The sequence below is a fragment of the Micromonospora sp. NPDC023737 genome (assembly GCF_040639715.1).
Lineage (GTDB): Bacteria > Actinomycetota > Actinomycetes > Mycobacteriales > Micromonosporaceae > Micromonospora.
Window position 1 is genome coordinate 1 of record NZ_JBFAAL010000005.1, and the last position, 21,304, is coordinate 21,304.

The 21,304-nt window shown below is 71.8% G+C and carries 18 protein-coding genes; 4 read left to right on the top strand and 14 right to left on the bottom strand.

Features of this window, described 5'->3' with window-relative positions; all coding sequences use genetic code 11:
• Positions 1-89: 89 nt before the first annotated feature.
• A complete protein-coding gene (glnA, locus tag AB0F98_RS13330) occupies positions 90-1,514 on the bottom strand; it encodes a type I glutamate--ammonia ligase (protein ID WP_357733591.1) in 1,425 nt (474 codons plus the stop codon).
• A gap of 288 nt (positions 1,515-1,802) precedes the next feature.
• Between glnA and AB0F98_RS13335 the strand changes: the two genes are divergently transcribed.
• A complete protein-coding gene (locus tag AB0F98_RS13335; protein ID WP_357734680.1) occupies positions 1,803-2,174 on the top strand; it encodes an RDD family protein in 372 nt (123 codons plus the stop codon).
• 313 nt (positions 2,175-2,487) lie between these two features.
• On the opposite strand, the gene AB0F98_RS13340 is transcribed toward AB0F98_RS13335, so the two are convergent.
• The 3 genes from AB0F98_RS13340 to lipA all read right to left on the bottom strand — a co-directional run bounded on the left by AB0F98_RS13340 (position 2,488) and on the right by lipA (position 6,351).
• Positions 2,488-3,177 carry a DUF4191 domain-containing protein gene (locus AB0F98_RS13340; RefSeq protein WP_076468096.1) on the bottom strand — a complete coding sequence of 230 codons (690 nt, stop codon included), beginning with the start codon at positions 3,175-3,177 and terminating at the stop codon, positions 2,488-2,490.
• Between the two features lie 402 nt (positions 3,178-3,579).
• Complete coding sequence (locus AB0F98_RS13345; protein ID WP_357733595.1) at positions 3,580-5,307, bottom strand: hypothetical protein; 1,728 nt, start codon at positions 5,305-5,307, stop codon at positions 3,580-3,582.
• 48 nt (positions 5,308-5,355) lie between these two features.
• Positions 5,356-6,351, bottom strand: coding sequence for a lipoyl synthase (gene lipA, locus AB0F98_RS13350; RefSeq protein ID WP_357733598.1), 996 nt, complete (start codon positions 6,349-6,351; stop codon positions 5,356-5,358).
• A gap of 459 nt (positions 6,352-6,810) precedes the next feature.
• Here lipA and aspS point away from each other — a divergent pair, with 459 nt between their 5' ends.
• Entirely contained in the window at positions 6,811-8,097 is a 1,287-nt protein-coding gene (gene aspS, locus AB0F98_RS13355; protein ID WP_357733601.1) for an aspartate--tRNA(Asn) ligase, read from the top strand.
• A 193-nt stretch (positions 8,098-8,290) separates the two neighbouring features.
• Here the strand turns inward: aspS and nadE are convergent, their stop codons facing one another.
• The 4 genes from nadE to AB0F98_RS13375 form a co-directional block, all read right to left on the bottom strand.
• Positions 8,291-9,178, bottom strand: coding sequence for an ammonia-dependent NAD(+) synthetase (gene nadE, locus AB0F98_RS13360; RefSeq protein ID WP_357733605.1), 888 nt, complete (start codon positions 9,176-9,178; stop codon positions 8,291-8,293).
• A gap of 16 nt (positions 9,179-9,194) precedes the next feature.
• Positions 9,195-9,587 carry a VOC family protein gene (locus tag AB0F98_RS13365; RefSeq protein ID WP_357733608.1) on the bottom strand — a complete coding sequence of 131 codons (393 nt, stop codon included), beginning with the start codon at positions 9,585-9,587 and terminating at the stop codon, positions 9,195-9,197.
• Positions 9,588-9,592: 5 nt separating this feature from the next.
• Complete coding sequence (gene lipB / locus AB0F98_RS13370) at positions 9,593-10,240, bottom strand: lipoyl(octanoyl) transferase LipB (protein WP_357733611.1); 648 nt, start codon at positions 10,238-10,240, stop codon at positions 9,593-9,595.
• Between the two features lie 142 nt (positions 10,241-10,382).
• Positions 10,383-12,209, bottom strand: a complete 1,827-nt coding sequence (locus AB0F98_RS13375; protein ID WP_357733614.1) for a DUF2079 domain-containing protein — start codon at positions 12,207-12,209, stop codon at positions 10,383-10,385.
• Positions 12,210-12,448: 239 nt separating this feature from the next.
• Between AB0F98_RS13375 and AB0F98_RS13380 the strand changes: the two genes are divergently transcribed.
• A complete protein-coding gene (locus AB0F98_RS13380; RefSeq protein WP_357733617.1) occupies positions 12,449-13,642 on the top strand; it encodes a PHB depolymerase family esterase in 1,194 nt (397 codons plus the stop codon).
• A 163-nt stretch (positions 13,643-13,805) separates the two neighbouring features.
• Here AB0F98_RS13380 and AB0F98_RS13385 read toward each other — a convergent pair whose 3' ends face one another.
• Both AB0F98_RS13385 and AB0F98_RS13390 read right to left on the bottom strand, forming a co-directional pair.
• On the bottom strand, positions 13,806-14,705 hold the full coding sequence (locus AB0F98_RS13385; RefSeq protein WP_357733620.1) for a TIGR01777 family oxidoreductase: 900 nt from the start codon (positions 14,703-14,705) through the stop codon (positions 13,806-13,808).
• A gap of 57 nt (positions 14,706-14,762) precedes the next feature.
• Positions 14,763-15,761, bottom strand: a complete 999-nt coding sequence (locus tag AB0F98_RS13390; protein ID WP_357733623.1) for an aldo/keto reductase — start codon at positions 15,759-15,761, stop codon at positions 14,763-14,765.
• Between the two features lie 53 nt (positions 15,762-15,814).
• On the opposite strand from AB0F98_RS13390, the gene AB0F98_RS13395 reads away from it, so the two are divergent.
• Positions 15,815-16,177, top strand: coding sequence for a MerR family transcriptional regulator (locus AB0F98_RS13395; RefSeq protein WP_357733626.1), 363 nt, complete (start codon positions 15,815-15,817; stop codon positions 16,175-16,177).
• Between the two features lie 487 nt (positions 16,178-16,664).
• Here AB0F98_RS13395 and AB0F98_RS13400 read toward each other — a convergent pair whose 3' ends face one another.
• The 4 genes from AB0F98_RS13400 to AB0F98_RS13415 all read right to left on the bottom strand — a co-directional run bounded on the left by AB0F98_RS13400 (position 16,665) and on the right by AB0F98_RS13415 (position 21,217).
• Complete coding sequence (locus AB0F98_RS13400) at positions 16,665-18,134, bottom strand: hypothetical protein (RefSeq protein ID WP_357733629.1); 1,470 nt, start codon at positions 18,132-18,134, stop codon at positions 16,665-16,667.
• Positions 18,135-18,153: 19 nt separating this feature from the next.
• A complete protein-coding gene (locus tag AB0F98_RS13405; protein ID WP_357733632.1) occupies positions 18,154-18,513 on the bottom strand; it encodes a hypothetical protein in 360 nt (119 codons plus the stop codon).
• A gap of 135 nt (positions 18,514-18,648) precedes the next feature.
• On the bottom strand, positions 18,649-19,572 hold the full coding sequence (locus AB0F98_RS13410) for an LLM class flavin-dependent oxidoreductase (RefSeq protein WP_357733635.1): 924 nt from the start codon (positions 19,570-19,572) through the stop codon (positions 18,649-18,651).
• A 307-nt stretch (positions 19,573-19,879) separates the two neighbouring features.
• Positions 19,880-21,217, bottom strand: a complete 1,338-nt coding sequence (locus AB0F98_RS13415) for a low temperature requirement protein A (RefSeq protein ID WP_357733638.1) — start codon at positions 21,215-21,217, stop codon at positions 19,880-19,882.
• Positions 21,218-21,304: the final 87 nt, after the last annotated feature.

Here is a 21,304-nt window from a genome sequence, read left to right on the forward strand (position 1 = left end):
CCCCTTTCTTTTTTTCGTTTTTCCTACTCCCCCCGGCGGCGCCGCCCGGGGGGGGGCGCCCCCCCCCCGGCCGGGATGAAGCGGCTGCGTCAGCAGTCGAAGTACATGGCGAACTCGTGCGGGGTCGGACGCAGGCGCACCGGGTCGACCTCGTTGGCCCGCTTCCACTCGACCCAGGTCGAGATCAGGTCCGGCGTGAAGACGCCACCCTCGAGCAGGTAGTCGTGGTCGCCCTCGAGCCGGTCGAGCACCTCCGGCAGCGAACCCGGCACCTGCTTGACGTCGCCCCATTCCTCCGGCGGCAGGTCGTACAGGTCCTTGTCGATCGGCGTCGGCGGCTCGATCTTGTTCTTGATGCCGTCCAGGCCGGCCATCAGCATCGCCGAGAAGGCGAGGTAGACGTTGGCCGACGGGTCCGGCACGCGGAACTCGACGCGCTTGGCCTTCGGGTTGCTGCCGGTGACCGGGATCCGGGTGCAGGCGGAGCGGTTGCGCTGCGAGTAGACCAGGTTGACCGGCGCCTCGAAGCCCGGCACCAGGCGGCGGTACGAGTTGACCGTCGGGTTGGTGAACGCCAGCAGCGACGGGGCGTGGTGCAGCAGACCGCCGATGTACCAGCGGGCGGTGTCCGACAGACCGGCGTAGCCGGTCTCGTCGTAGAAGAGCGGCTCACCGTTGAGCCAGAGGCTCTGGTGGGTGTGCATACCGGAGCCGTTGTCGCCGAAGAGCGGCTTCGGCATGAAGGTGGCGGTCTTGCCGTGCGCCCACGTCTCGTTCTTCACGATGTACTTGAAGAGCTGCAGCTGGTCGGCGGCGTGCAGCAGCGTCGAGAACTTGTAGTTGATCTCCGACTGGCCTGCGGTGCCCACCTCGTGGTGCGAGCGCTCCACCGTGAAGCCGTTGTCGACGAGCCGGCGCACGATGCTGTCGCGCAGGTCGGCGTAGTGGTCGACCGGGGGCACCGGGAAGTAACCACCCTTGTACGGGGTCTTGTAGCCGCGGTTGCCGCCCGGCTCCTCGCGGCCGGAGTTCCAGGCGCCCTCGATCGAGTCGATGTAGTAGAACGACTGGTGCGCCGAGGTCTCGTGCCGGATCGAGTCGAAGATGTAGAACTCCGCCTCCGCGCCGAAGTAGGCGGTGTCGGCGATGCCGCTGGCCGCCAGGTAGGCCTCGGCCTTCTTCGCCACGTTGCGCGGGTCCCGGGTGTAAGCCTCGCGGGTGAACGGGTCGTGGATGAAGAAGTTCAGCGCGAGGGTCTTCTGCGCGCGAAACGGGTCGATGAAGGCGGTGGCCACGTCCGGGAGCAGGAGCATGTCCGACTCGTGAATCGCCTGGAAGCCGCGGATCGAGGAGCCGTCGAACGCGAGGCCCTCGGTGAAGATGTCATCGTCGACGGACTCGACCGGCAGGTTGAAGTGCTGCATCACACCCGGCAGGTCACAGAAACGTACGTCGACGAACTTCACGTCCTCATTCTTGAGGTAGCGCAGAAGTTCCTCGGGGTTGGCGAACACACGTCCTCCTGGCACGTCCACTTGGTGGCTGGGGCTTCTGGCGACGCTATGGCGGGGCGGTTGCCCGGCCGTGTCTTGAGTGTTTCTGCTGTGTTACGACCCTCGCGGAGCGTCATCGACGCTGGTCATCCGCGCTGGTCAGACGGGCAGGTGCCACCGGTATGAGCCATTCTAGTAATGTGAATCCCTGTTGTCGGAATTGGCGGAGACGCTACTCCGGTCCGCGCCGGTCGGCGCCGGACCCGCTGGTTACCCTTGACCGCTGTGACCAACCCGCGTGATCCGCACCTGGTGCCGCCCGCCGCCGACCCCTCCTTCACCCCGCCCAGCATCGGCCGGCGATTCGGCGCACTGATCATCGACTGGGTGCTCTGCCTGCTGGTGGCGCGGATCTTCGCCGACCCGATCAGCGACGGTTGGGCCCCGGTGCTCGTGCTCGTGCTCGAGTACGGCTTCTTCCTCGGTCTGTTCGCTCAGACGCCCGGCATGTACATCACCCGGATCCGCTGCGTGTCCTGGTTCGACGGCGGTCGGATCGGGGTGTTCCGCGGCCTGCTGCGTGGTCTGCTCCTCGCCCTGGTCGTGCCTGCCCTGATCATGGACGCGCACCGCCGCGGCCTCCACGACCGCGCGAGCGGCTCGGTCGTCACCTCCGTCTGACCCACGGACCGGCTCAATCGTCACCTGCGTCTGACCCACATGATCGACTCGGGGTCATTGGGGTCGGGGTATCCGCTTGCCCGGGACACCCCGACTTCCAGGAGCCCGAGTCGATCAACCGTCCGGTGATCAACCATCCCGCCGGAGCCGCTGCTTCCGCGCCGGACGCCTGGCGGCCACCGGCGTGGAGCCCCACTGCACGAGGCTCGGCCTCGCGCCGGGTGACCGGGTAGGTGCCGTGCCCGGGCAAGGACCGGGACCAAAGCAAAGAGCCGGACCCACCGGGTCCGGCTCTTTCGACGTACGACGGGGGTCAGCGGCCCCGGGTCTGGCGGAACGCGCCCCGCGGCGGCCGCATGTTCTTGGGGATCGCACCCTTCGGCATCTGCGGCCGCGCGCTGAGCGCCTTGAGGCGCTTGTCCAGCGCGTTGACGTCCTTGCCGCTGAGGCTGCGCGGCAGCCGCATCAGCGTCGTGCGCAGCTTGCGGATCGGCAGCTCGTCGTCGCCCTGGCCGATCACGTAGTCGTGCAGCGGCGCCGAGCCGATCACCTTGGCCAGCCGGCGCTTCTCCTGGCCGAGCAGGCCGCGTACCCGCTGCGGGTTCCCCTCGGCCAGCAGGATCACGCCCGGCCGGCCCACGACCAGGTGGACCATGTCCATCTGGGTGGTGGAGCTGACCGCCGGGGTGACCCGCCAGTCGCCACGCATGCTCTCCATGATCTGCGCCGCCGCTCCGGGCTGCCCCTCGGCGGCGTTCATCATCGCCTTGTTCGAGCGCAGGTTGAGCACGATCAGCACCGCGAGCAGCGTGAACAGGATGCCCAGCGGGATGAAGATCCAGCCCCAGAAGATCGTCGCGACCACGGTCAGCGCGATCGGGATCAGCACCGCCGCGGCGACCAGTGGCGCGAACCACCGGTCCTGCTTCGCGGTGAACTGGAACACCATCCCGATCTGCTTCAGCCGTTGGCCGAACGAGACCTTCTCCTGGGGCTTTGCCATGCCGCAGAGTCTAGTGGTCGCCGTCGGTGAGCGTGATCCGCGGCCGGGCCCAGCACCTTCGCGGGCCGTGCCGCCCCGTGCCGTGCTGTTCCCCCTTGCGCCGTCCGTGCCGTGGCGTGCCGCGTTGCGCGGTGCTGCGTCGTGCCGCGTCGCGCGTTTCGGGCGGGCTACGCCGCGACGAACTGGCAGACCCGGCGCGGTGACGGCGCTCCGTTCCCCTGTCCCTGTCGCGGGCGGCGAGCCCGCGTCGGCGGCGCGCGACCGCAAGATCGTGCTCGATCCTGGATCCAGTGGCCTCAGCGCGGCCGGAATGCCACTCGATCCAGGAAACAGCACGATCTTTGGGCGTGGGGCCAGCGTCGTTGGCGCCTGCCCGCAGTATGTCGGGCGGGGCGGCGGACGTCAGGTGTGGGCAAGGTAGATGCGGTAGCCGTCGACGCTGACCAGATCGAGGGTGCCTGGCTCGACGCGCATCCGCTCGTCGAGGCGGGCCGCGAGCGGGGAGCCGGTCGGAGCGACCCAGGCCGGGGCCGCCGACGCGGCCACCGCCCGACGGTACGGGGCGTACCGGTCGAATCCAGGCCGAAGCTCGTCGTCGACCACCGCGCAGACCACGTCCTCACCGCTGGCGAAGGTGAGCCGGTTGCAGGTCCAGTAGCCCCCGTACACGTGCCGGACGCCGAGGTCGCGCAGCGTGGTGACCAATTCGGTGTGCCGGGCCTCGGCGGTCCGGGCGGCGGGAGCGGTACCGATCGCGCGGTACGTCGCGTAGCCGCTGCCGGCCACGGTCGCGGCGAGTACGGCGGCCGCCACGAGCGCGACGGTCCGGGACCGGAGTCCAGCCGCCTCGCGCCGCGCCGCCACGCCCCGCGCGGCCTTCCGCGTCGGCGGAGCCGGCGGTTCAGGCCGTACTGCCCTGAGGTGAGGGGCGTGGCGGAGCGGCAGGTTCCGGGCGGCGCGCCACAGCGGCCAGAGCAACGCGGGCAGCGAGACGAGCAGGCAGGACAGGTAGCGGGAACTCTCCACCGGGGTCCGCCCCGCCGAACTGCTCAGCGTGTACGCGGCCAGCGTGGCCACCCCCGCGGCGACGAGCGCGAGCCGGACGGCCGCCCCGACGCGGCCCGCGTGGTCCGAGCCGCCGCCGTGCGCGCCGTCGACGCGAGGCACGCCCAGCGCGCGCCAGGCCGTCACCGCGCCGACGACGAGCAGCACCGGCAGGGCGAACGCCCACCAGAGCTGCCAGGTCGCGCAGTCGCCGGGGGCGCAGAAGCCCATACCCAGCGGCGGACCGAGCAGCAGACCGCCGTGCAGCCGGTCCGCCCAGCCGGCCGGCACGCCGGTGCCGCCGGAGGCCGCCGCCAGTACGGCCGCGAGTGGGTTCCGGCCGGACACCAGGCTGTGGCCGAGCAGGGGCGCGGCGCCGACCAGGACGGCGATCCCGAGCACCACCCCGGCCCGGCCGCGCAGCTCCCGCCACCGGAACGCCACGAGCACCGCACCGGGGCCGACCACGTACGGCAGCACGAGCGGGTCCACCCAGACCATCAGCCCGGCGAGGAGACCCCAGGCCGCCCAGCGCGGCAGCCGGTGGCCCGGCCGACCGGTGCAGAGGTCGTACGTGAGCAGGGCCAGCGCTACGCCGGCCGGGTTCATCTCGGGATAGCCGCCACCCGCGATGAGCTGGTTCTTGACGATCCGATCCGAGCCGAAGGCGAGCAGCACCACCAGCAGCAGCGCGAACCAGCGGTCACCGGTCAGCCGCAGCGTCAACCGCCAGGCGAGCAGCACGAAGAGCGCGTAGAGCGCCACCGTGACGAGGCGCAGCCCGAACACCGACGGCCCGGTCAGCGCGAGCACCGGCGCGGCCAGGTACGCCTCCAGCGTCCCCATGTAGGACTGCCCGTAGAACCAGATTGGGAAGTCCTGCCCGCGGGCGATGTGCAGCGCGGCCAGCCCCATGGTGGCCTCGTCGCTGTTCGTCGGCGGAGCGTCGAAGGCGAGCAGGACGATCCGGTAGCCGACCCCGGCCAGCAGCGCCACAGCGGTGAGCACGTCGGCCAGCCGCGCCCACCGGGGGCTCGGCTGAGCACCGGGTACGTCGCGGAGTTCCTCGCGCACGCCGGCCGTCATCACCCGATCATGGCACCTGCCGGTCGGTGGGACCGGCAGGGGCTCAGATCAGCCGGCGGTGGCGACCGGGGTGGCCTCGCGGGCCGCGAGCGCCTGCTGGTAGAGCCGGCCGGCCCGGTACGACGAGCGCACCAGCGGCCCGCTCATCACACCCGCGAAGCCGATCTCCTCCGCCTCCTCGCGCAGCTCCACGAACTCCTCGGGCTTGACCCACCGCTCGACCGGGTGGTGGCGGGGGGTGGGGCGCAGGTACTGGGTGATGGTGATCAGCTCGCAGCCGGCCTCGTGCAGGTCGCGCAGCGCCTGGGAAACCTCGGCCCGCTCCTCGCCCATACCGAGGATCAGATTGCTCTTGGTCACCAGTCCGTCGGCGCGGGCCTGCCGGATCACGTCCAGCGACCGCTCGTAGCGGAACGCCGGCCGGATCCGCTTGAAGATCCGCGGAACGGTCTCGACGTTGTGCGCCAGCACCTCGGGACGGGACCCGAAGACCTCGGCGAGCTGCTCGGGAACCGCGTTGAAGTCGGGGATCAGCAGCTCGACGCCGCAGCCGGGCTGAAGCGCGTGGATCTGGCGGACGGTCTCGGCGTAGAGCCAGGCGCCGCCGTCGGGCAGGTCGTCACGGGCCACGCCGGTGACGGTGGCGTAGCGCAGGCCCATCGACACCACGGACTCCGCGACCCGGCGCGGCTCGTCCGCGTCGAACTCGGCCGGCTTGCCGGTGTCGATCTGGCAGAAGTCGCAGCGGCGGGTGCACTGGTCACCGCCGATGAGGAAGGTGGCCTCGCGGTCCTCCCAACATTCGTAGATGTTGGGACAGCCGGCCTCCTGGCAGACGGTGTGCAGCCCTTCCCGCGAGACGAGCCCGCGCAGTTGGGTGTACTCCGGCCCCATCTTGGCCTTGACCTTGATCCACGGCGGTTTGCGCTCGATCGGCGTCTCGGCGTTGCGGGCCTCGATCCGCAGCATGCGCCGCCCCTCTGGGGCGGGCGTCGCGGTACGCGCGGCCTGGCCGGTCGTCGGCGCGGAGTGCTCGATCGTCACGAAACCGAGCCTACGCCCGACGGTGCCTGTCGATGTACCTCAGGCGACCGGCGTCACGTCAAGAAGTCTTGTGACGCCGGACACCGGCCCGGCGGAAAACGTTGTCACATCGGACGCTCGTCGGTGTTAGCCTCCGTGCGCAGTTGCGACGACGGAGCCGAGTATCGGCCCGACCCGCCAGTGCAGAGAGCCGCCGAAGTGCTGTGAGGCGGTCTGGCGACGGGCGCGTGAAGACCCTCCCGAGCTGCGGGAAGAACGGCGTGCCGCAGGCCCGATCGACGGCCACGCCCAGTAGAGCCCGCCGGCTGGCCCACGTCACGGGCGACGAACGAGGCCCCCGCCGAGGCGGGGGCGAAGGTGTGGTGGCACCGCGAGGACCCGCTCGCCCGCACCTCCCGGGCTGGAGTAATGCTCCGCCGCACGCGGCGGAGGCGTTGCGACTCGACGAGGAGGTACACCGTGCAACGCATCCTCTCCACCCAGCTCCCCACCCACGTCGGTGCGACCGTCCGGATCGCCGGCTGGGTGCACCGCCGCCGGCTGCTCAAGTCGGTGGCCTTCCTGATCGTCCGGGACGCCGCCGGCCTGTCGCAGGTGGTGGTCACCGACCCGGCGGCCCGCGCCCAGGTCGAGGCGTTGACCGAGGAGACCGTCGTCGAGGTCACCGCCACGGTGGTGGCGAACACGACGGCGCCCGCCGGGGTCGAGCTGACCGCCCCGGTCGTACGTCCACTCGGCCCGCCCGCGGTGCCGCCGCCGTTCGACCTGTACCGGCCGGCGCTCACCGCGAGCCTGCCCACCCAGCTCGACCACGCGCCCACCGCGCTGCGCCATCCCCTGCGCTCGGCGGCGCTGCGCGTCTCGGCCGCGAGCGTGGCCGGATTCCGGGCCGCGCTGGACCGCCGGGACTTCGTGGAGATCCACACGCCGAAGGTGGTGAGCTCCTCCACCGAATCGGGCGCGAACGTCTTCGAACTGGACTGGTTCGGCCGTCCGGCGTACCTGGCCCAGTCACCGCAGTTCTACAAGCAACTGATGGTCGGTGTCTTCGAGAAGGTGTACGAGGTGGGGCCGGTCTTCCGGGCCGAGCCGCACGACACCGTCCGGCACCTGGCGCAGTACACCTCGCTCGACGTCGAGCTGGGTTTCATCGCCGATCACCGGGACGTGATGCGCGTGCTGCGCGAGGTCCTCGCCGGAATGCTGGGCAGCGTGGCGGAACGCGCCGCGGGCGCGGTGGCCACCCTCGGGACCGCGCTGCCGGCCGTGCCGGAGGAGATCCCGGCGGTGCACTTCACCGAGGCATTGAAGATCGCGGGCGCGCCCGCCGACGAGCCGGACCTCGCCCCGGCACACGAGCGGGCGCTGGGGGAGTGGGCCCACCGCGAGCACGGTTCGGACTTCCTCTTCGTCACCGGGTACCCGATGGCGAAGCGGCCGTTCTACACCCACCCCGACCCCGCCCGGCCGGGCCACAGCAACGGCTTCGACCTGCTCTTCCGGGGCATGGAGCTGGTCACCGGCGGGCAGCGGTTGCATCAGCACGCCGACTATCTGACGGCGTTGGCCGCACGGGGTGAGCCGGTCGAGCCGTACACCGGTTACCTGGACGCGTTCCGGCACGGGATGCCGCCGCACGGCGGCTTCGCGATCGGCCTGGAACGGTTCGTCGCCCGCCTGACCGGCGCGGCCAACATCCGTGAGGTCACCGCCTTCCCCCGCGACCTGCACCGGCTGACTCCCTAGGTACCCGGAATTGGTCCAGGGCGCGGGTGAACCTGCCCGCGCCCTGAGGCCTGTTTCGTAAGACCGTGCCCGGCTGCGCCGGACTCAGGCGATGACCGGCGGCGTTGTCGGACCGCCGCCTGGGTCCCGGCTCGCTCGGCCGAGCCTTGTGAAACAGGCCTTGCACCCGGACACGACGGACGGGGTACGCCGGTTACCGGGTCGCGTGGCTGCGGAGGAGATCCTCACCGGTGGCCGGAGCGGCGACCCCCGACTGGGGCGGCGCGATCGGCAGGCTGCGCTTGTGTTCGGTGGCCCGGTAGCGGGCGACCAGCGCCTCCGCCGCCTCCGCCGGGACGGGCCGGCCCTCCAGGTACGCGTCGATGTGCTCGTACGCCAGCCCGAGCGCGTCCTCGTCCAGCTTGCCCGGGGCCAGGCTCTCCAGGTCGGCGGTGGGCGCCTTGCCGACCAGTTCGGCGGGGGCGCCGAGCGCCGCGGCGATCGCCCGTACCCGCCGCTTGGTCAGCCCGGTCAGCGGTACGACGTCCGCCGCCCCGTCGCCGTGCTTGGTGAAGAAGCCGGTGACCGCCTCGGCCGCGTGGTCGGTGCCGACGACGAGTCCACCCATCGCGCCGGCCACCGCGTACTGGGCGATCATGCGCTGGCGGGCCTTGACGTTGCCGTGCACGAAGTCCTGCTGAGCGGCGTCACGGAAGGTCAGCCCGGCCGCCAGCAGCGCGTCCAGCGCGGCGTCGCTGGCCGGCTTGACGTCGACCGTGAGCACCCGGTCGGGCCGGATGAACTCCAGGGCCGCCTGGGCGTGATGCTCGTCGGCCTGCACCCCGTACGGCAGGCGCATGGCGACGAAGGTCGCCGGGTGGCCGGCCGCCCGGGCCCGTTCGACGGCGAGCTGGCAGAGCCGCCCCGCCGTGGTGGAGTCCACCCCGCCGCTGATGCCGAGCACGAGTGTCGACAGCCCGGTGTCGACCAGCCGGTCGGCGAGGAAGACGGTCCGGCGCTCGATCTCCGCCTCGGCGTCGAAGGTCGACGACACCTGGAGGTCGGCGGCGATCTGCTGCTGCGTCGACAGCGCCTCGGTCAACGGGACTCCTTCGCGGTCAGGCGGGGCCGAGCAGGTCCCAGCGGTTGCCGGCGAGGTCGCGGAAGACGGCCACCTGGCCGTACGGCTCGGTGCGCGGCGGCCGGACGAACTCGACCTTCGCGTCGACCATGCGCCGGTACGTGGCGTCGAAGTCGTCGACCTGCAGGAAGAAACCTACTCGACCCGCGACCTGGTTGCCGATCGCGGCGGCCTGCTCGTCCCCGTCGGCGCGGGCGAGCAGCAGGCCGGTCCCGCCGCCGGGCGGTCGTACGACCACCCAGCGCTTCGGCCGGCCGTCGTTGGTCAGCGACGGCGAGTCCTCGGCCAGTTCGAAGCCGAGCACCTCGGTGAAGAAGGCGATCGCCGGGTCGTACTCGGCGATCACGACGGTGACGAGGTCGACCCGCATCCGGGTCAGGACGCGACGGCGATGAGGGTGGACAGGTGACGCTCCACCACCGGCAGGACGTCGGCCACGGTGATCGGGCGGCCCAGTTCGGCGGTGAGCGACGTGGTCCCCGCGTCCCGGATGCCGCAGGCCACGATCCGGTCGTAGTAGCTCAGGTCGCAGTCGCAGTTGATGGCGAAGCCGTGCAGGGTGACCCCGCGGGCCACCCGGATGCCGATCGCGGCGACCTTGCGGGCCGGGCCGCGGTCGTCCTCCGGCACCCAGACGCCGCTGCGTCCCTCGACTCGACCGGCCGTGAGCCCGAACTCGGCGCAGACGTCGATCAGCATCTGCTCGGTGCGCCGCACGTAGGCCACCACGTCCACCGGGTCGGGCAGCCGTACGATCGGGTAGCCGACGAGCTGACCCGGACCGTGCCAGGTGATCTTGCCGCCGCGGTCCACGTCGATGACCGGGGTGCCGTCCGTCGGCCGGTCCCACGGTTCGGTGCGCTTGCCCGCCGTGTAGACGCTCTGGTGCTCCAACAGCAGGACCGTGTCGCCCTGCTCACCGGCAACCACCGCTTCGTGCAGCCGGCGCTGCTCGTCCCAGGCGGTCTGGTAGTCGAGGAGACCGGCGCGGACGGCCGTAAGGCCGGAGGTCATCGTGCTCACGCCGTTCAGCGTAGTCCCGCAGCGGGCCGATGGCGCTGGTGAGCCGCCTCACCGCCGGGTACGTGCGCCGGCCGGGCCGGCCAGGCCGACTGAGCCGGAAGCGTCGGCGGCTCGGGCCGACTGAGCCGGAACTGCCGGCGGCTCAGGCCGGCGGGATCCGCCAGAGCCAGACGTCGTCCACCCGCTGCGGCTCGCCGAGCAGGGCGGTCGCCGTGCGCCGGACGGCGTCCTGGTCGACCTCGAACTTGGCCCCGTGCACCTCGTCGGGGAGCACCACCGCCTCGACGTGCCAGTACGCCAGGTCGGCGCGGACCTCCCGCACCGTGCCGTCCGTGACGATCGGCACCAGGCCGGTCCGCGCGGCCTGGTCCATCAGGGCGCTGAACGGGCGCGGCACCGGGCCGATCCGGCCCCGGCCGTCCGGACCGCCGGGGCCGAGGAAGAAGCCGGCCGGGATGCGGAACTCACCCTGCCGGTGGGCCAGCGCGTACGCCTGCCAGCGCTGCCCGTCCGGGTAGATGTCCACGGCCGTCGGCACCGGGGTGAGCACCCCGCCCTGGGAGACGTAGTCCCGCCAGGTGCCGGCGGTGATGAACCGGGGTATCGGCTCGCGCTCGTCGGTGAGCAGCGGGGTCGGCAGTAGCGGGAGCAGCGCGACCACGAAGCCGAGCGACCAGGCCGCCTCGGTCGCCCGGTGCCGCGCCGGTGCCGCCCGGAGCTGGTCGAGGGTGTACGCCAGCAGCAGCCCGATCACCGGCGCCACCACCAGTGCGAGCCGGGCGGGCAGCGCGGCGTTCACCACCGGCAGATGCCCGAGCAGGTCGAACGGCATGGGCACGTCGGTGCGGTCGCCGTCGAACTTCGCCACCGGCCCCCAGGAGAGCACGCTGAAGACGACGGCGACGGCGGCCAGCGCCCAGAGCGTGGCACGCCGGGCCGGATCGGCGCGCCGCCAGAGCGCCACGAAGCACACCACGGTGAGCAGCAGCAGGGGGATCCCGAAGAACGAGTTCTCCTCCGTCGGGTTCGGGGCCAGCGACGTGCCCAGTCCGGCCTCACCGGCGAGGGACCGGCGTGGGTACGCGCCGAACGCGGCGATGTCCTCCGAGTGGGTGACCGGGTCGAAGCCGGTGCCGTGGAACCGTTGCGGGCCGGCGAAGTGCAGCCACAGCGGGTACGCCAGTAGCACCCCGGCGACCACGGCGGTGACCGCGAGGCCGCGCAGGAAGTTCGGCAGCGCCGCCCGCGCCTCGGCGCGCCGGGCCGGGTGCAGCGCCCAGACGACGACGAAGAGTCCGAGCGCGAGGGCGGTGAAGAAGAGCCCCTCGGCGGCGATGGAGAACGCGATCGCCACGAGCACGCCGAGGATGACGCCGTCGCGCAGCCAGTGTCCGGGGCGGCGCAGCGCGAACGCGCGCCAGATCAGTAGCGGCACCAGCCAGCCGGCCGTCCAGTTCAGGTGGGCGTTGGCGTGCGAGACCATGCCGGGGGAGTAGGCGATGAAGAGGCCGCCGACCGCGGCGGCGAGTCGGCTGCGCACCAGTTGCCGGGAGAACAGCAGGTACCAGGCAATCGCGGTGGCCGCCAGGTTCAGGGTGAGGATGACCAGGAACGTCACGGGTGGGCCGACCAGGTAGGTCAGCGGCGCGAAGACCACCGCGTACACGGTGATCGAGGTGTTGACCGCGAGGTTCACCCCGTCCGGCACGTTGATCAGATGGGTGAAGAGCGGATCCTGCCCGTGGGTCAGCGCGTGCCCGCCGAAGGCCAGCAGCCACTCGAACAGGGCCTGGTCGCTGGAGTTGACCGTGATCGTCCGGACGTTCGGGTCCCGCCACAGGCCGCTGGTCACCCAGACGGCCAGCGCGAGCGCGGCCAGCACCACGATCAGGTCGGCCCGGCGCCCCCGGACAGTGCGCGGCGGTGAGGCGGGTGCGGGCCCGGTGGCCACGGACGGGGAGGTCGGCACGCAGCGGACGTTACCAATCGGAACTGGACGTGCCGGTCATACATGCGAGGAGTGGCCTCTTCTTGTCGTCTCCGGTGGCGAGCTGCCCGCTCGCCCCGGCGAGTCGCGAGCGCCGCTCGCGATGAACACAATGGTGGGCGTGAATGTGTGATGGCCGCCCATGTCGCGACTCCATCATTTCGTCGTAGCGTCGCGGCAATCGCAGGTGACCCAGTTCACATCTTCCCTGGGAGGCTGCCGTGCGCCGCTCCTCATCTCCGCTCACCCGGCTGGCCGCCGCGGTCGCCGGGCTCGTCCTCGCCGTCGCGGGCGCGGTCACCCTCGCCACCCCCGCCCAGGCCGCCACCCTCACCCAGGTGACGAACTTCGGTTCGAACCCCGGCAACCTCGCCATGTACGCCTACCGGCCGGACAACCTCCCGTCCGGCGCGCCGGCAGTGGTGCTGCTGCACGGGTGCACCCAGAACGCCTCCGCCTACTTCACCAACTCCGGCTGGCGGAAGTACGCCGACCAGTGGAACTTCGCCCTGATCGTCGCGGAGCAGAAGTCCGCCAACAACGCCACCAGCTGCTTCAACTGGTTCGAGACCGGCGACACCGCCCGGGGTCAGGGCGAGGCGCTGTCCATCAAGCAGATGGTCGACCACGCGAAGACGAACTTCGGCACCGACGGCAGCCGCGTCTTCGTGAGCGGCCTGTCGGCCGGCGCCGCGATGAGCGCCGTCATGCTCGCCACCTACCCCGACGTCTTCGCCGCCGGGTCGATCGTCGCCGGCATCCCGTACCGCTGCGCCACCAGCATGATCAACGCGTTCAGCTGCATGAACCCGGGCACCGACAAGAGCCCGGCGGCCTGGGGCGACCTGGTACGCAACGCGTACCCCGGCTACAGCGGACCCCGGCCCCGGGTGGCCATCTGGCACGGCACCTCGGACACCACCGTCGCCCCGCTCAACGCCGGCGAGGCGCGCGACCAGTGGACCAACGTGCGCGGCGTCCCGCAGAATCCGACCAGCACCTCGTCGCTGCCCGGGGGCACCAGCCTGGAGGTGTACGGCAACGACGTCGTCCGGCTCTACCGCGTCTCCGGGATGGGTCACGGCACCCCGGTCGACCCGGGCAGCGGGGCCGAGCAGTGCGGCAGCGCCGGGGCGTACTTCCTGGACACCATCTGCTCGGCCTACCGGGACGCGCTCTTCTTCGGCCTGGGCGAGGGCGGCGGCGACCCGACCGACCCGCCTCCGACCGACCCGCCGACGACGCCGGTCTGCACGACCGCCAGCAACTACGCGCACGTGGTCGCCGGCCGGGCGTACCAGTCCGGCGGGTACGCCTACGCGAACGGCTCCAACCAGCGGATGGGTCTCTACAACACCTTCTACACGAGCACGCTCAAGCAGACCGCCCCGAACTACTGGGTGATCGGCTGCTGACCCCCACCGCCCCCGCCCCGCCCCCCTGCCCGCGGTCCGCCCGCCCCCAACTCCGTTGATCATGAAGTTATTGCGACGACACGCCGAGCCGGCGGGCAATAACTTCATGATCAACAGGGCGGGTGAGGGCGGGTGAGGGTGGGGGTGGGGTGGGTGGGTGGGGTTAGTCGGTTAGGGCGCTGTGCAGGGCGGAGGGGAGGTCGGGGTGGCGGTAGGTGAAACCGGCGCGGGCGAGGGCGCCGGGCAGCACCCGGGAGCTGGAGAGTGCCTCCACGGAGAACCCGCCGAGCACGATCTTCAGCGCCAGCGCGGGGATCGGCATGATCGCCGGCCGGTGCAACTGCCGGGCCAGCTCCCTGGTGAACTCCGCGTTGGTCACCGGGGCCGCACCGACCATGTTGACCGGTCCGGCCACGTCCTCGCGCTCCAGCACGAACGCCACCGCGTTCAGGAAGTCGACCATCGACAGGCACGGCCACCACTGCCGCCCGCCGCCCAACTTGCCGGAGACGCCCAGCCGCATCGGCAGCAGCTGCGGCTTGAGCATCCCGCCGTCGCGGTGCAACGGCAGCCCGATGCGCAGGCGGACCACCCGTACGTCGGCGTCCTCGGCCGGCCGGGTGGCCGCCTCCCACACCCGGCACACGTCGGAGAGGAAGCCCTCGCCGGCCGGCGCGTCCTCCTCCACGGCCCGATCACCGGTGTCGCCGTACCAACCCACGGCCGACGAGTTGAGCAGCGTCTTCGGCCGGTCCTGTGCGGGCAGACCCGCGATGGTGATGGCCAGCGTGGTGGTCGAGTCCACCCGGCTGCTCCGGATCAGCTGCCGGTACTCGTCGTTCCACCGCCGGTCGCCCACGCCCGCGCCGGCCAGGTTGACCACCGCGTCGGCGTCGGCCACCACGGCTGGGTCGAGCTGCGCGGCGGACGGGTTCCACTGCCGCTCGTCCGGGGTGCGCGGCGGGCGGCGGACCAACCGGGTGACCTGGTGCCCGTCGGCGGTGAACCGGTGGACCAGCCGGGTGCCGAGGAAGCCGGACGCGCCGGCCATGAGGATCCGCATGACCTTATCTTCGGGTACGCGCGGCGGACCTGACACGTCGAGCCGGTAACGACCGCCTCACATCACCGGAGTCGGTCGCAGGTCGGCGAGGAGACGCTCCACCTCGGCGAAGGCGTCGGCGGGGAGCGGGCCGAGCGCCAGCGTCGCGAAGTTCTCCTCCGCCTGCGCCACCGTCCGGGCGCCGGGGATCGGCACCGTCCGCGGGCTGCGTGCCAGCAGCCAGCCCAGCGCGCCCTGCGCGAGGGTACGGCCGTCGGCGGTCAGCGCGGCGCGGACCTGTTCGACCCGGGCCGCCCACTCGGGCGTCGGCCGGCCGTCGGTGAACCAGACCAGCCACTCCGGCGTCGACCCGCGCACGTCGTCGCGGCCGAGCGTCCGCTGTGCACCGGTGAGCAGCCCCATGGCGAGCGGCCCGCGGTTCAGGGCGGCCAGGTCGTACGTGTCGCAGACCGCCAGCATCGGCGCGTTGTCCCGCAGCACCGACTGGTCGTGCTGGATCGCGGTGCAGTGCGTACCGGCCTTCGCGAACGCCTCGGCCGAGTCCGGATGGTCGGTGCTCCAGCCGTACGCCCGGATCTTGCCCTGGGCGACGAGATCCTCGAGCGTGTCGACCAGGTCGAGCGCGACGGGCACCGACAGTTCGTTGATGTGCAGCTGGAACAGGTCGACGTGGTCGGTGCCGAGCCGGCGAAGCGACTCCTCCAGGCTCTGCACCGCGTACGCCGGGCTGGGGTCGACGGCGAACCAGCGGCGGGTGGCCTCGTCGGCGCGGTTGCCGAACTTGGTGGCGATCACCACGCGGTCGCGGCGGCCGGCGAGCGCCCGGCCGAGGACTCGCTCGCTGTGCCCGGCGCCGTAGTTGCTGGCCGTGTCGAAGAGGGTCACGCCCGCGTCGAGCGCGGCGTGGATGGTGCGGACGGACTCGTCGTCGTCGACCTCGCCCCAGCCGAACGGCTGCCCGTTGTCGCCCCACAGCGGACCGCCGATGGCCCAGCAGCCCATGCCGATCGCGCTCACCTCGATGCCGCTGCGGCCAAGTTCCCGTGTCATCGTCATGCATCCAGCCTTCAACCTGGAGCGCACTCCAGGTCAAGCGCTAGCCTCCGAGCATGTACGCCCCCTCCGAGGCCGCCCGGCGCAGCGGCTTCAGCCTCGACACCCTCCGCTACTACGAGAAGATCGGCCTGCTGAGCGACATCGGCCGCACCTCGGCCGGCCGGCGGGTCTTCACCGACGAAGACCTGGGCTGGCTGGTGCTGTTCCGCTGCCTGCGCGACACCGGCATGCCCATCGCCCAGATGTGCCGGTACGCCGAGCTGGCCCGCGCGGGCGAGCACACCGCCGGCGAGCGCAAGGCGCTGCTGGAGGCGCACGCCACCCGGGTCGTGGAGCAGATGCGCCTGCTCCAGCACCAGTACGACCACCTCCGCGAGAAGATCCGCTTCTACGAGGGGCTGGCCGACTCCGAGTGACCTGCGGGCGGCCGCCGGCCCGGTGACGGGCCGGGCTGGAAGTACTGAAGGACCGCGCCCGGGATCGTGCTTCCTCGCTCGGTCCCGCCGTCGGCAGTGTCGAGGCAGCGGCAGGTGCGGCACTGCGGGGCCGCCGTTGACCTGGGGGCGCGGTCTCACCACCGCCCGCCGTCGGCGCGGCATGTCCGCGCGGGCATGAGCCGCCCACCCGGCCGATGCGGGGCGGCCTCGTCCCGCCAGGGGTGTTGCCGGTGGCGTGGGCGGTTCGGTGGGCACTGGCACGTGCCGTTCCGGGCGGCGGCCCTCGGTCAACTCGGGTTCTGGGAAGTCGGGGTGTCCGACCGAGCGGGACACCCCGACTTCCTGGATGTCGAGTTGATCAAACTGCGTCGATCCACCAGCGGTGTGCCGGGGGTGCGCGCCGGTCCGCCAGGGACCTGTGCGGGTCCGTCAGCGGGCGGCGCGCCGGTCGGTGCGGTACGCCCGGTCAGGCGACCGCGTCGGCCGCTCCCGGGGTGGCGGCGGTCGGTCGGGCCCCGATGACGATGGGTTTGGCGCCGAGGCACTCCGGGGCGAAGTGCGCCACCACGTAGTCCCAGGTGGCCTTCGCCTCGCCGTAGGTGAACGTCGGCTCGCCCTGGAGGTAGACGTTCAGCAGCGTGCGCGGGATGGCCCACCCCCGCCACCAGCTGTTGGTCTTCGGCGAGTACATGATCCGGTCCACCCCGTCGGTGTGGCACAACCCGAAGTAGTGGCCCAGCTCGTGGATCGGCACGTACTTCCAGACCTGGTCGGGCAGGTTGTCGATGAACGTGGCGCCGGAGGCGTTGTGGGCGTCCAGGCCGCACCGGGTCTCGTGCAGGTTGCTAGCCAGCCCGCGCAACGTGTTCGTGTAGCGGAACACGCCGACGACGATCGGGTGGCAGAGGTCGGCGGTGGCCCCCGCCGAGTCCGTCGTGGCGTCGTGGCGATCGAACTCGTCGATCAGGAACCGGGGCTGGGCGAGGCCGGTGTGTACGATGTGGCCGGCCTCGGTCACCTCGTGCCTCTCCTTGTCGAAGTCCAGCATGAGCGCCAGTTCGCGCCCCTTCTCGCTGGCCGTCGAGACCTTCGTGTCCAGCGCGCCGTCTCGCATCGGCAGCACGATGAACGGTGGGCCCTCGGTGCCCCGTGACGTCAGGTACGTGTCGAGGTCGTCAGCGGAGATCGGGTTGTCGAACTCGCCGCCGCCACCGCCGCCCAGCACCGTCTCCTTCTTGAGGGTCTTGTAGCGCTTGCGGTTCCAGAAGCCCTCGTCGAACTCGAAGCCGCAGAGCGCCCGGAGGTTGATCGCGCCCTGTTCGTGCAGCACGACCAGGTTCGGCACGCCCGGCTCGCGTTGCGACGGGGTCTCCGAGTCGAGCATCGTCCGGTACGCGGTGGCGTGCAGGCGCAGCCCGAACGCGCCGTGGTCGAGGCGGATGGCCTCCTTGATCTGGCTCAGTCTGTCACCGGCGTACTTCGCCTCCAGCAGTCCGCGCACGTACCGGCGCAGCCGCTCCTTGTTGATCTCCTCGATGATGTAGTCGATCGTGTCGCCGAGCAGCACGATGCGGCCGAGCCGGATGATCCCCAGCACCGCGCCGATGACGATGCGCAGCAACCCGTCGAGGATGCGGCGCCAGTCGAGCGTCACGATGCCGACGATCACGTCCCAGAGGCCGCCGACGATCTGGACGACCGCCTCGACGACCACTCCGACGAGCTTGCAGACCGTACGGGTCACCCACTTGCCGACGGTGACCACGACCCACCGGATCACCTTCACGAAGACCGTGACGAACCAGCAGAACCAGCCCCGCGGGTCGTACCAGGGATAATCCTTGCAGCGCTTCTCCTGCCGCTCCTCCCATTCCTCGACCGGCTTGGAGACCTCCTCCTCGATCCATTCGGTGATTTCGGTGCAGACCAGTGCCATGAGAGGTCCCCCCTTTGAGTCAGGAGGCGGATCGCAGGGCGCGCAGCCGGGCGAGCAGGCGCTGGCGGCTCCACGCCAGGCCGAGGAACTTGCCGGCGACGGCCGCCGCGACACAGGTGAGGGCGGCCATGGCGTACGCCGTGCCGCCGCTCGGCCGGGCCAGGACGGCCGCCGCCACCGCGACGACGAACGCCAGCGCCCCCCAGGCGCAGCCGCAGTCGTTGAACAGGTGGCGGATGGTCCTGGCGGCTCGCTCACGCTCAGTGGTGTCGAGCCCGGGCATGGTGACGGTGACCCGGTCGAGATGGGGGCGCTTCAGCCACGAGACCAGCGTCTCCACCCGATCGAGATCAGCTGCACGAGCGATCTCGATGTTCACGGTGTGTCACCTCTCCACGACACCTCCAATGTCGGCCTGGTGGATGGCAGCGTCAATGGACCGTTCGGCTACCCGACTCTCGCGGGCGGTGGACGGCGGTGCCGGACCGCGTTCAAGCAGCTGCGAGCGTGCCGGTCAGTCCAGCGCGGCGACCCGGGGCAGCACGGGGGCGAGCGGGTCGAGGGCGTCCGCGCGGACGACGTAACGGGTGACGCCCCACCGGCGTCGGTGTGCGGCGACCGCCGCGACGATCTCGTCCTCGGTGCCGATCAGCACGAACGGGGTGGCGAGCAGCTCCTCGACGCTCAACCCGGTCTCCCCGGCGGTCCGCGCGGCGGCGGCCTCCGCGTCGTCGGTCACCACCACCCGCTGCACCAGCGCCTCCAGCTCCGGCGGATTCGCGCGGCCCTGCGCTCCGGTCGCGACCTGGGCGAGCTGCGCCTCGATCTCGGCCGCCCGCCAGCGCACTCCGTGGCTGTGACCGTCGGGCAGCGTACGCCCGAGCCCGGAGAGCCCCACGACGTCGGCGTGCGCGCCGGCCCAGCGCAGCAGCGACGAGTTCGCGGTGCCGACGGTGAGCGGGATGCGCCGCTGCACCGGGCGCGGCTTCTCCAGCCGGGCGTCGCTCATCACCAGGTCGGCCGTCTCCACGGTGACCTCGTCGCCGTTGAGCAGCGCGCGGGTCGCCTCGATGACGGCGACGGCACGCCGTACCCGGCCTGCCACGTCGGGACGTTCCCGTCCGACCGACCGCCACTCGGCGGGGGTGTGCCCGGCGCCGATGCCGAGCCGCGCCCGCCCGCCGGAGAGCAGGTCGAGCGTGGCCACGTCGGCGGCGAGCAGCATCGGCTCGCGGACCCCGGCGTTCGACACGTACGACCCGAGGCCGATCGTCGTGGTCGCCGTCGCGGCGGCGGCCAGGGCGACGAACGGCGACGACACCACCCCCGGGTGGTCGGCGGTGAGCAGGGCGTCGTAACCGGCGGCCTCGGCGCGCCGGGCCAGGTCGACCCAGCCGGCGGCGTCGGAGGGGCTGGCCTGGAGGGAGAAGGTGATCATGTGGGTCAGCCTGCCGGGTCGCGCCCCCGCGCAGCCAGCCGAAACCGCCGATTCTGCTACCGGCAGAGGGGCCACACCGCCTGGTTCCGGTCCGCCGGCGACCCGAGGTGGCGCACGCGCGCCCGGACAGTCGCCTCGGGTCGACCGGTTGCGGGCGGCGTCGACGTCGGGCATCATGCCCGCTGCCCGCTGCCCGCTGCCCGCTGCCCGCTGCCCGCTGCCCGCTGCCCGCTGCCCGCTGCCCGCTGCCCGCTGCCCGCTGCCCGCTGTCTCATATCTGGGGCAGCTCGACAGGCCGCGCACCGCATCACCCGTGCCTGGTGGGCCCGTTCTCCCCGGGCTCGTGCCAGGCGGCGCGGAAGGCGGCCTCGTGCTCCTCGTGGCTGGTCTTCTCGTGGAAGACGTACTCGCGCAGGGCCTTCCGCGAGTCGGCCATGACCACGACCTCGACCGCCACCAGCCCGACGCAGATCAGGGTCAGCAGGGCGAGCGTGGCGAGCCCCGGCAGGTGCGCGCCGATGGGGATGGCGGCGCCGAGCGCGGCCACCACGCCCACCCGGGTCCAGGAGAGCGTGTGCAGGGTGCGCGCCTGGAACAGCATGTCGCCGCAGAAGTAGCAGATGACGCCGGCGAAGAGCAGCGGCACGCCCGGCCCGTGCGACGGTTCGGCCGGCCCGATGTGTGGATCGCTGATCTGGCGTACGACCTCTTCGGCGCCGAGGGCGAAGATGATGATGCCGGCGATCATCACGAGGTAGAGGTAGGCGTACGCGTCGCGGGCCATGGCCACCCGGCGTCGGCCCAGCGCCTCGTGCTGGGCGATCCGTGCCGCTGGGCCGATCACGTCGAAGTGCGCCCACCAGAGCGCCGCGGTGAAGACGACGCCGCACGAGGCGGCGGCGACCGCCGCCCAGGTGACCCGCTGACCGAGCAGGTTGCCGCCGACGCCGACGGAGATGATCGACTCGCCGAGCGCGATGATGAGGATCAGGTCGTACCGCTCGGTCCAGTGTTCCGCCGAGGTCACCGTCCAGCCCCAGGCACCGGCGACCAGGCCGCTGCCGTACTGCATCAGCACCGTGGCGACCCAGAGCCCGTCGCGCCACATCTGCGCCGAGCCCAAGTCGTCGATGTACGGCGGGACCAGGGCGGCGGCGAGCAGCAGCAGGGTGCTGACGGCCACCTCGGGGGAGTACCTGAGCAGCAGGCGGCGTTCGCCCGGCTTCTCCTTCGCGATGTGCCAGTACAGCAGCAGGTGCACGGCGCGGATCACGAGATAGCTGACCGCCACCACCATGGGCCCGGCGGTGGTCTGCCGAGGGTCGCCGAACGCCTGCGGCAGGGAGAGCGCGAAGCAGAACAGGGCGGCCATCCCGATCACCATGAGCACCGGGACGAAGCCCTCGCCGAGCCGTACCCGGGTGGCGACCACGCTGTGGATCACCCAACACCACCAGAGCACGGCCAGCACGAGCAGGCCGTGCAGCAGGCTGCGGCCGGTGATGTCCATCGCCGTGGTCCGGACGATGATGAAGAACGAGAAGACGAAGACCAGGTCGAAGAAGATCTCGAACTTGTCGACCCGGGCGCCCGGTGCGATCGCGACGGCGGGGCCCAGCCGTCCGCGCCACCAGTGACCACCCACCGGACGAGTCTGTCAGTGCCCCAGGCGGCTCAGGACCGGAATCGGATCAACCGCCGCGCGGTGGCTCAGGCCGGATGACGAGGCGTG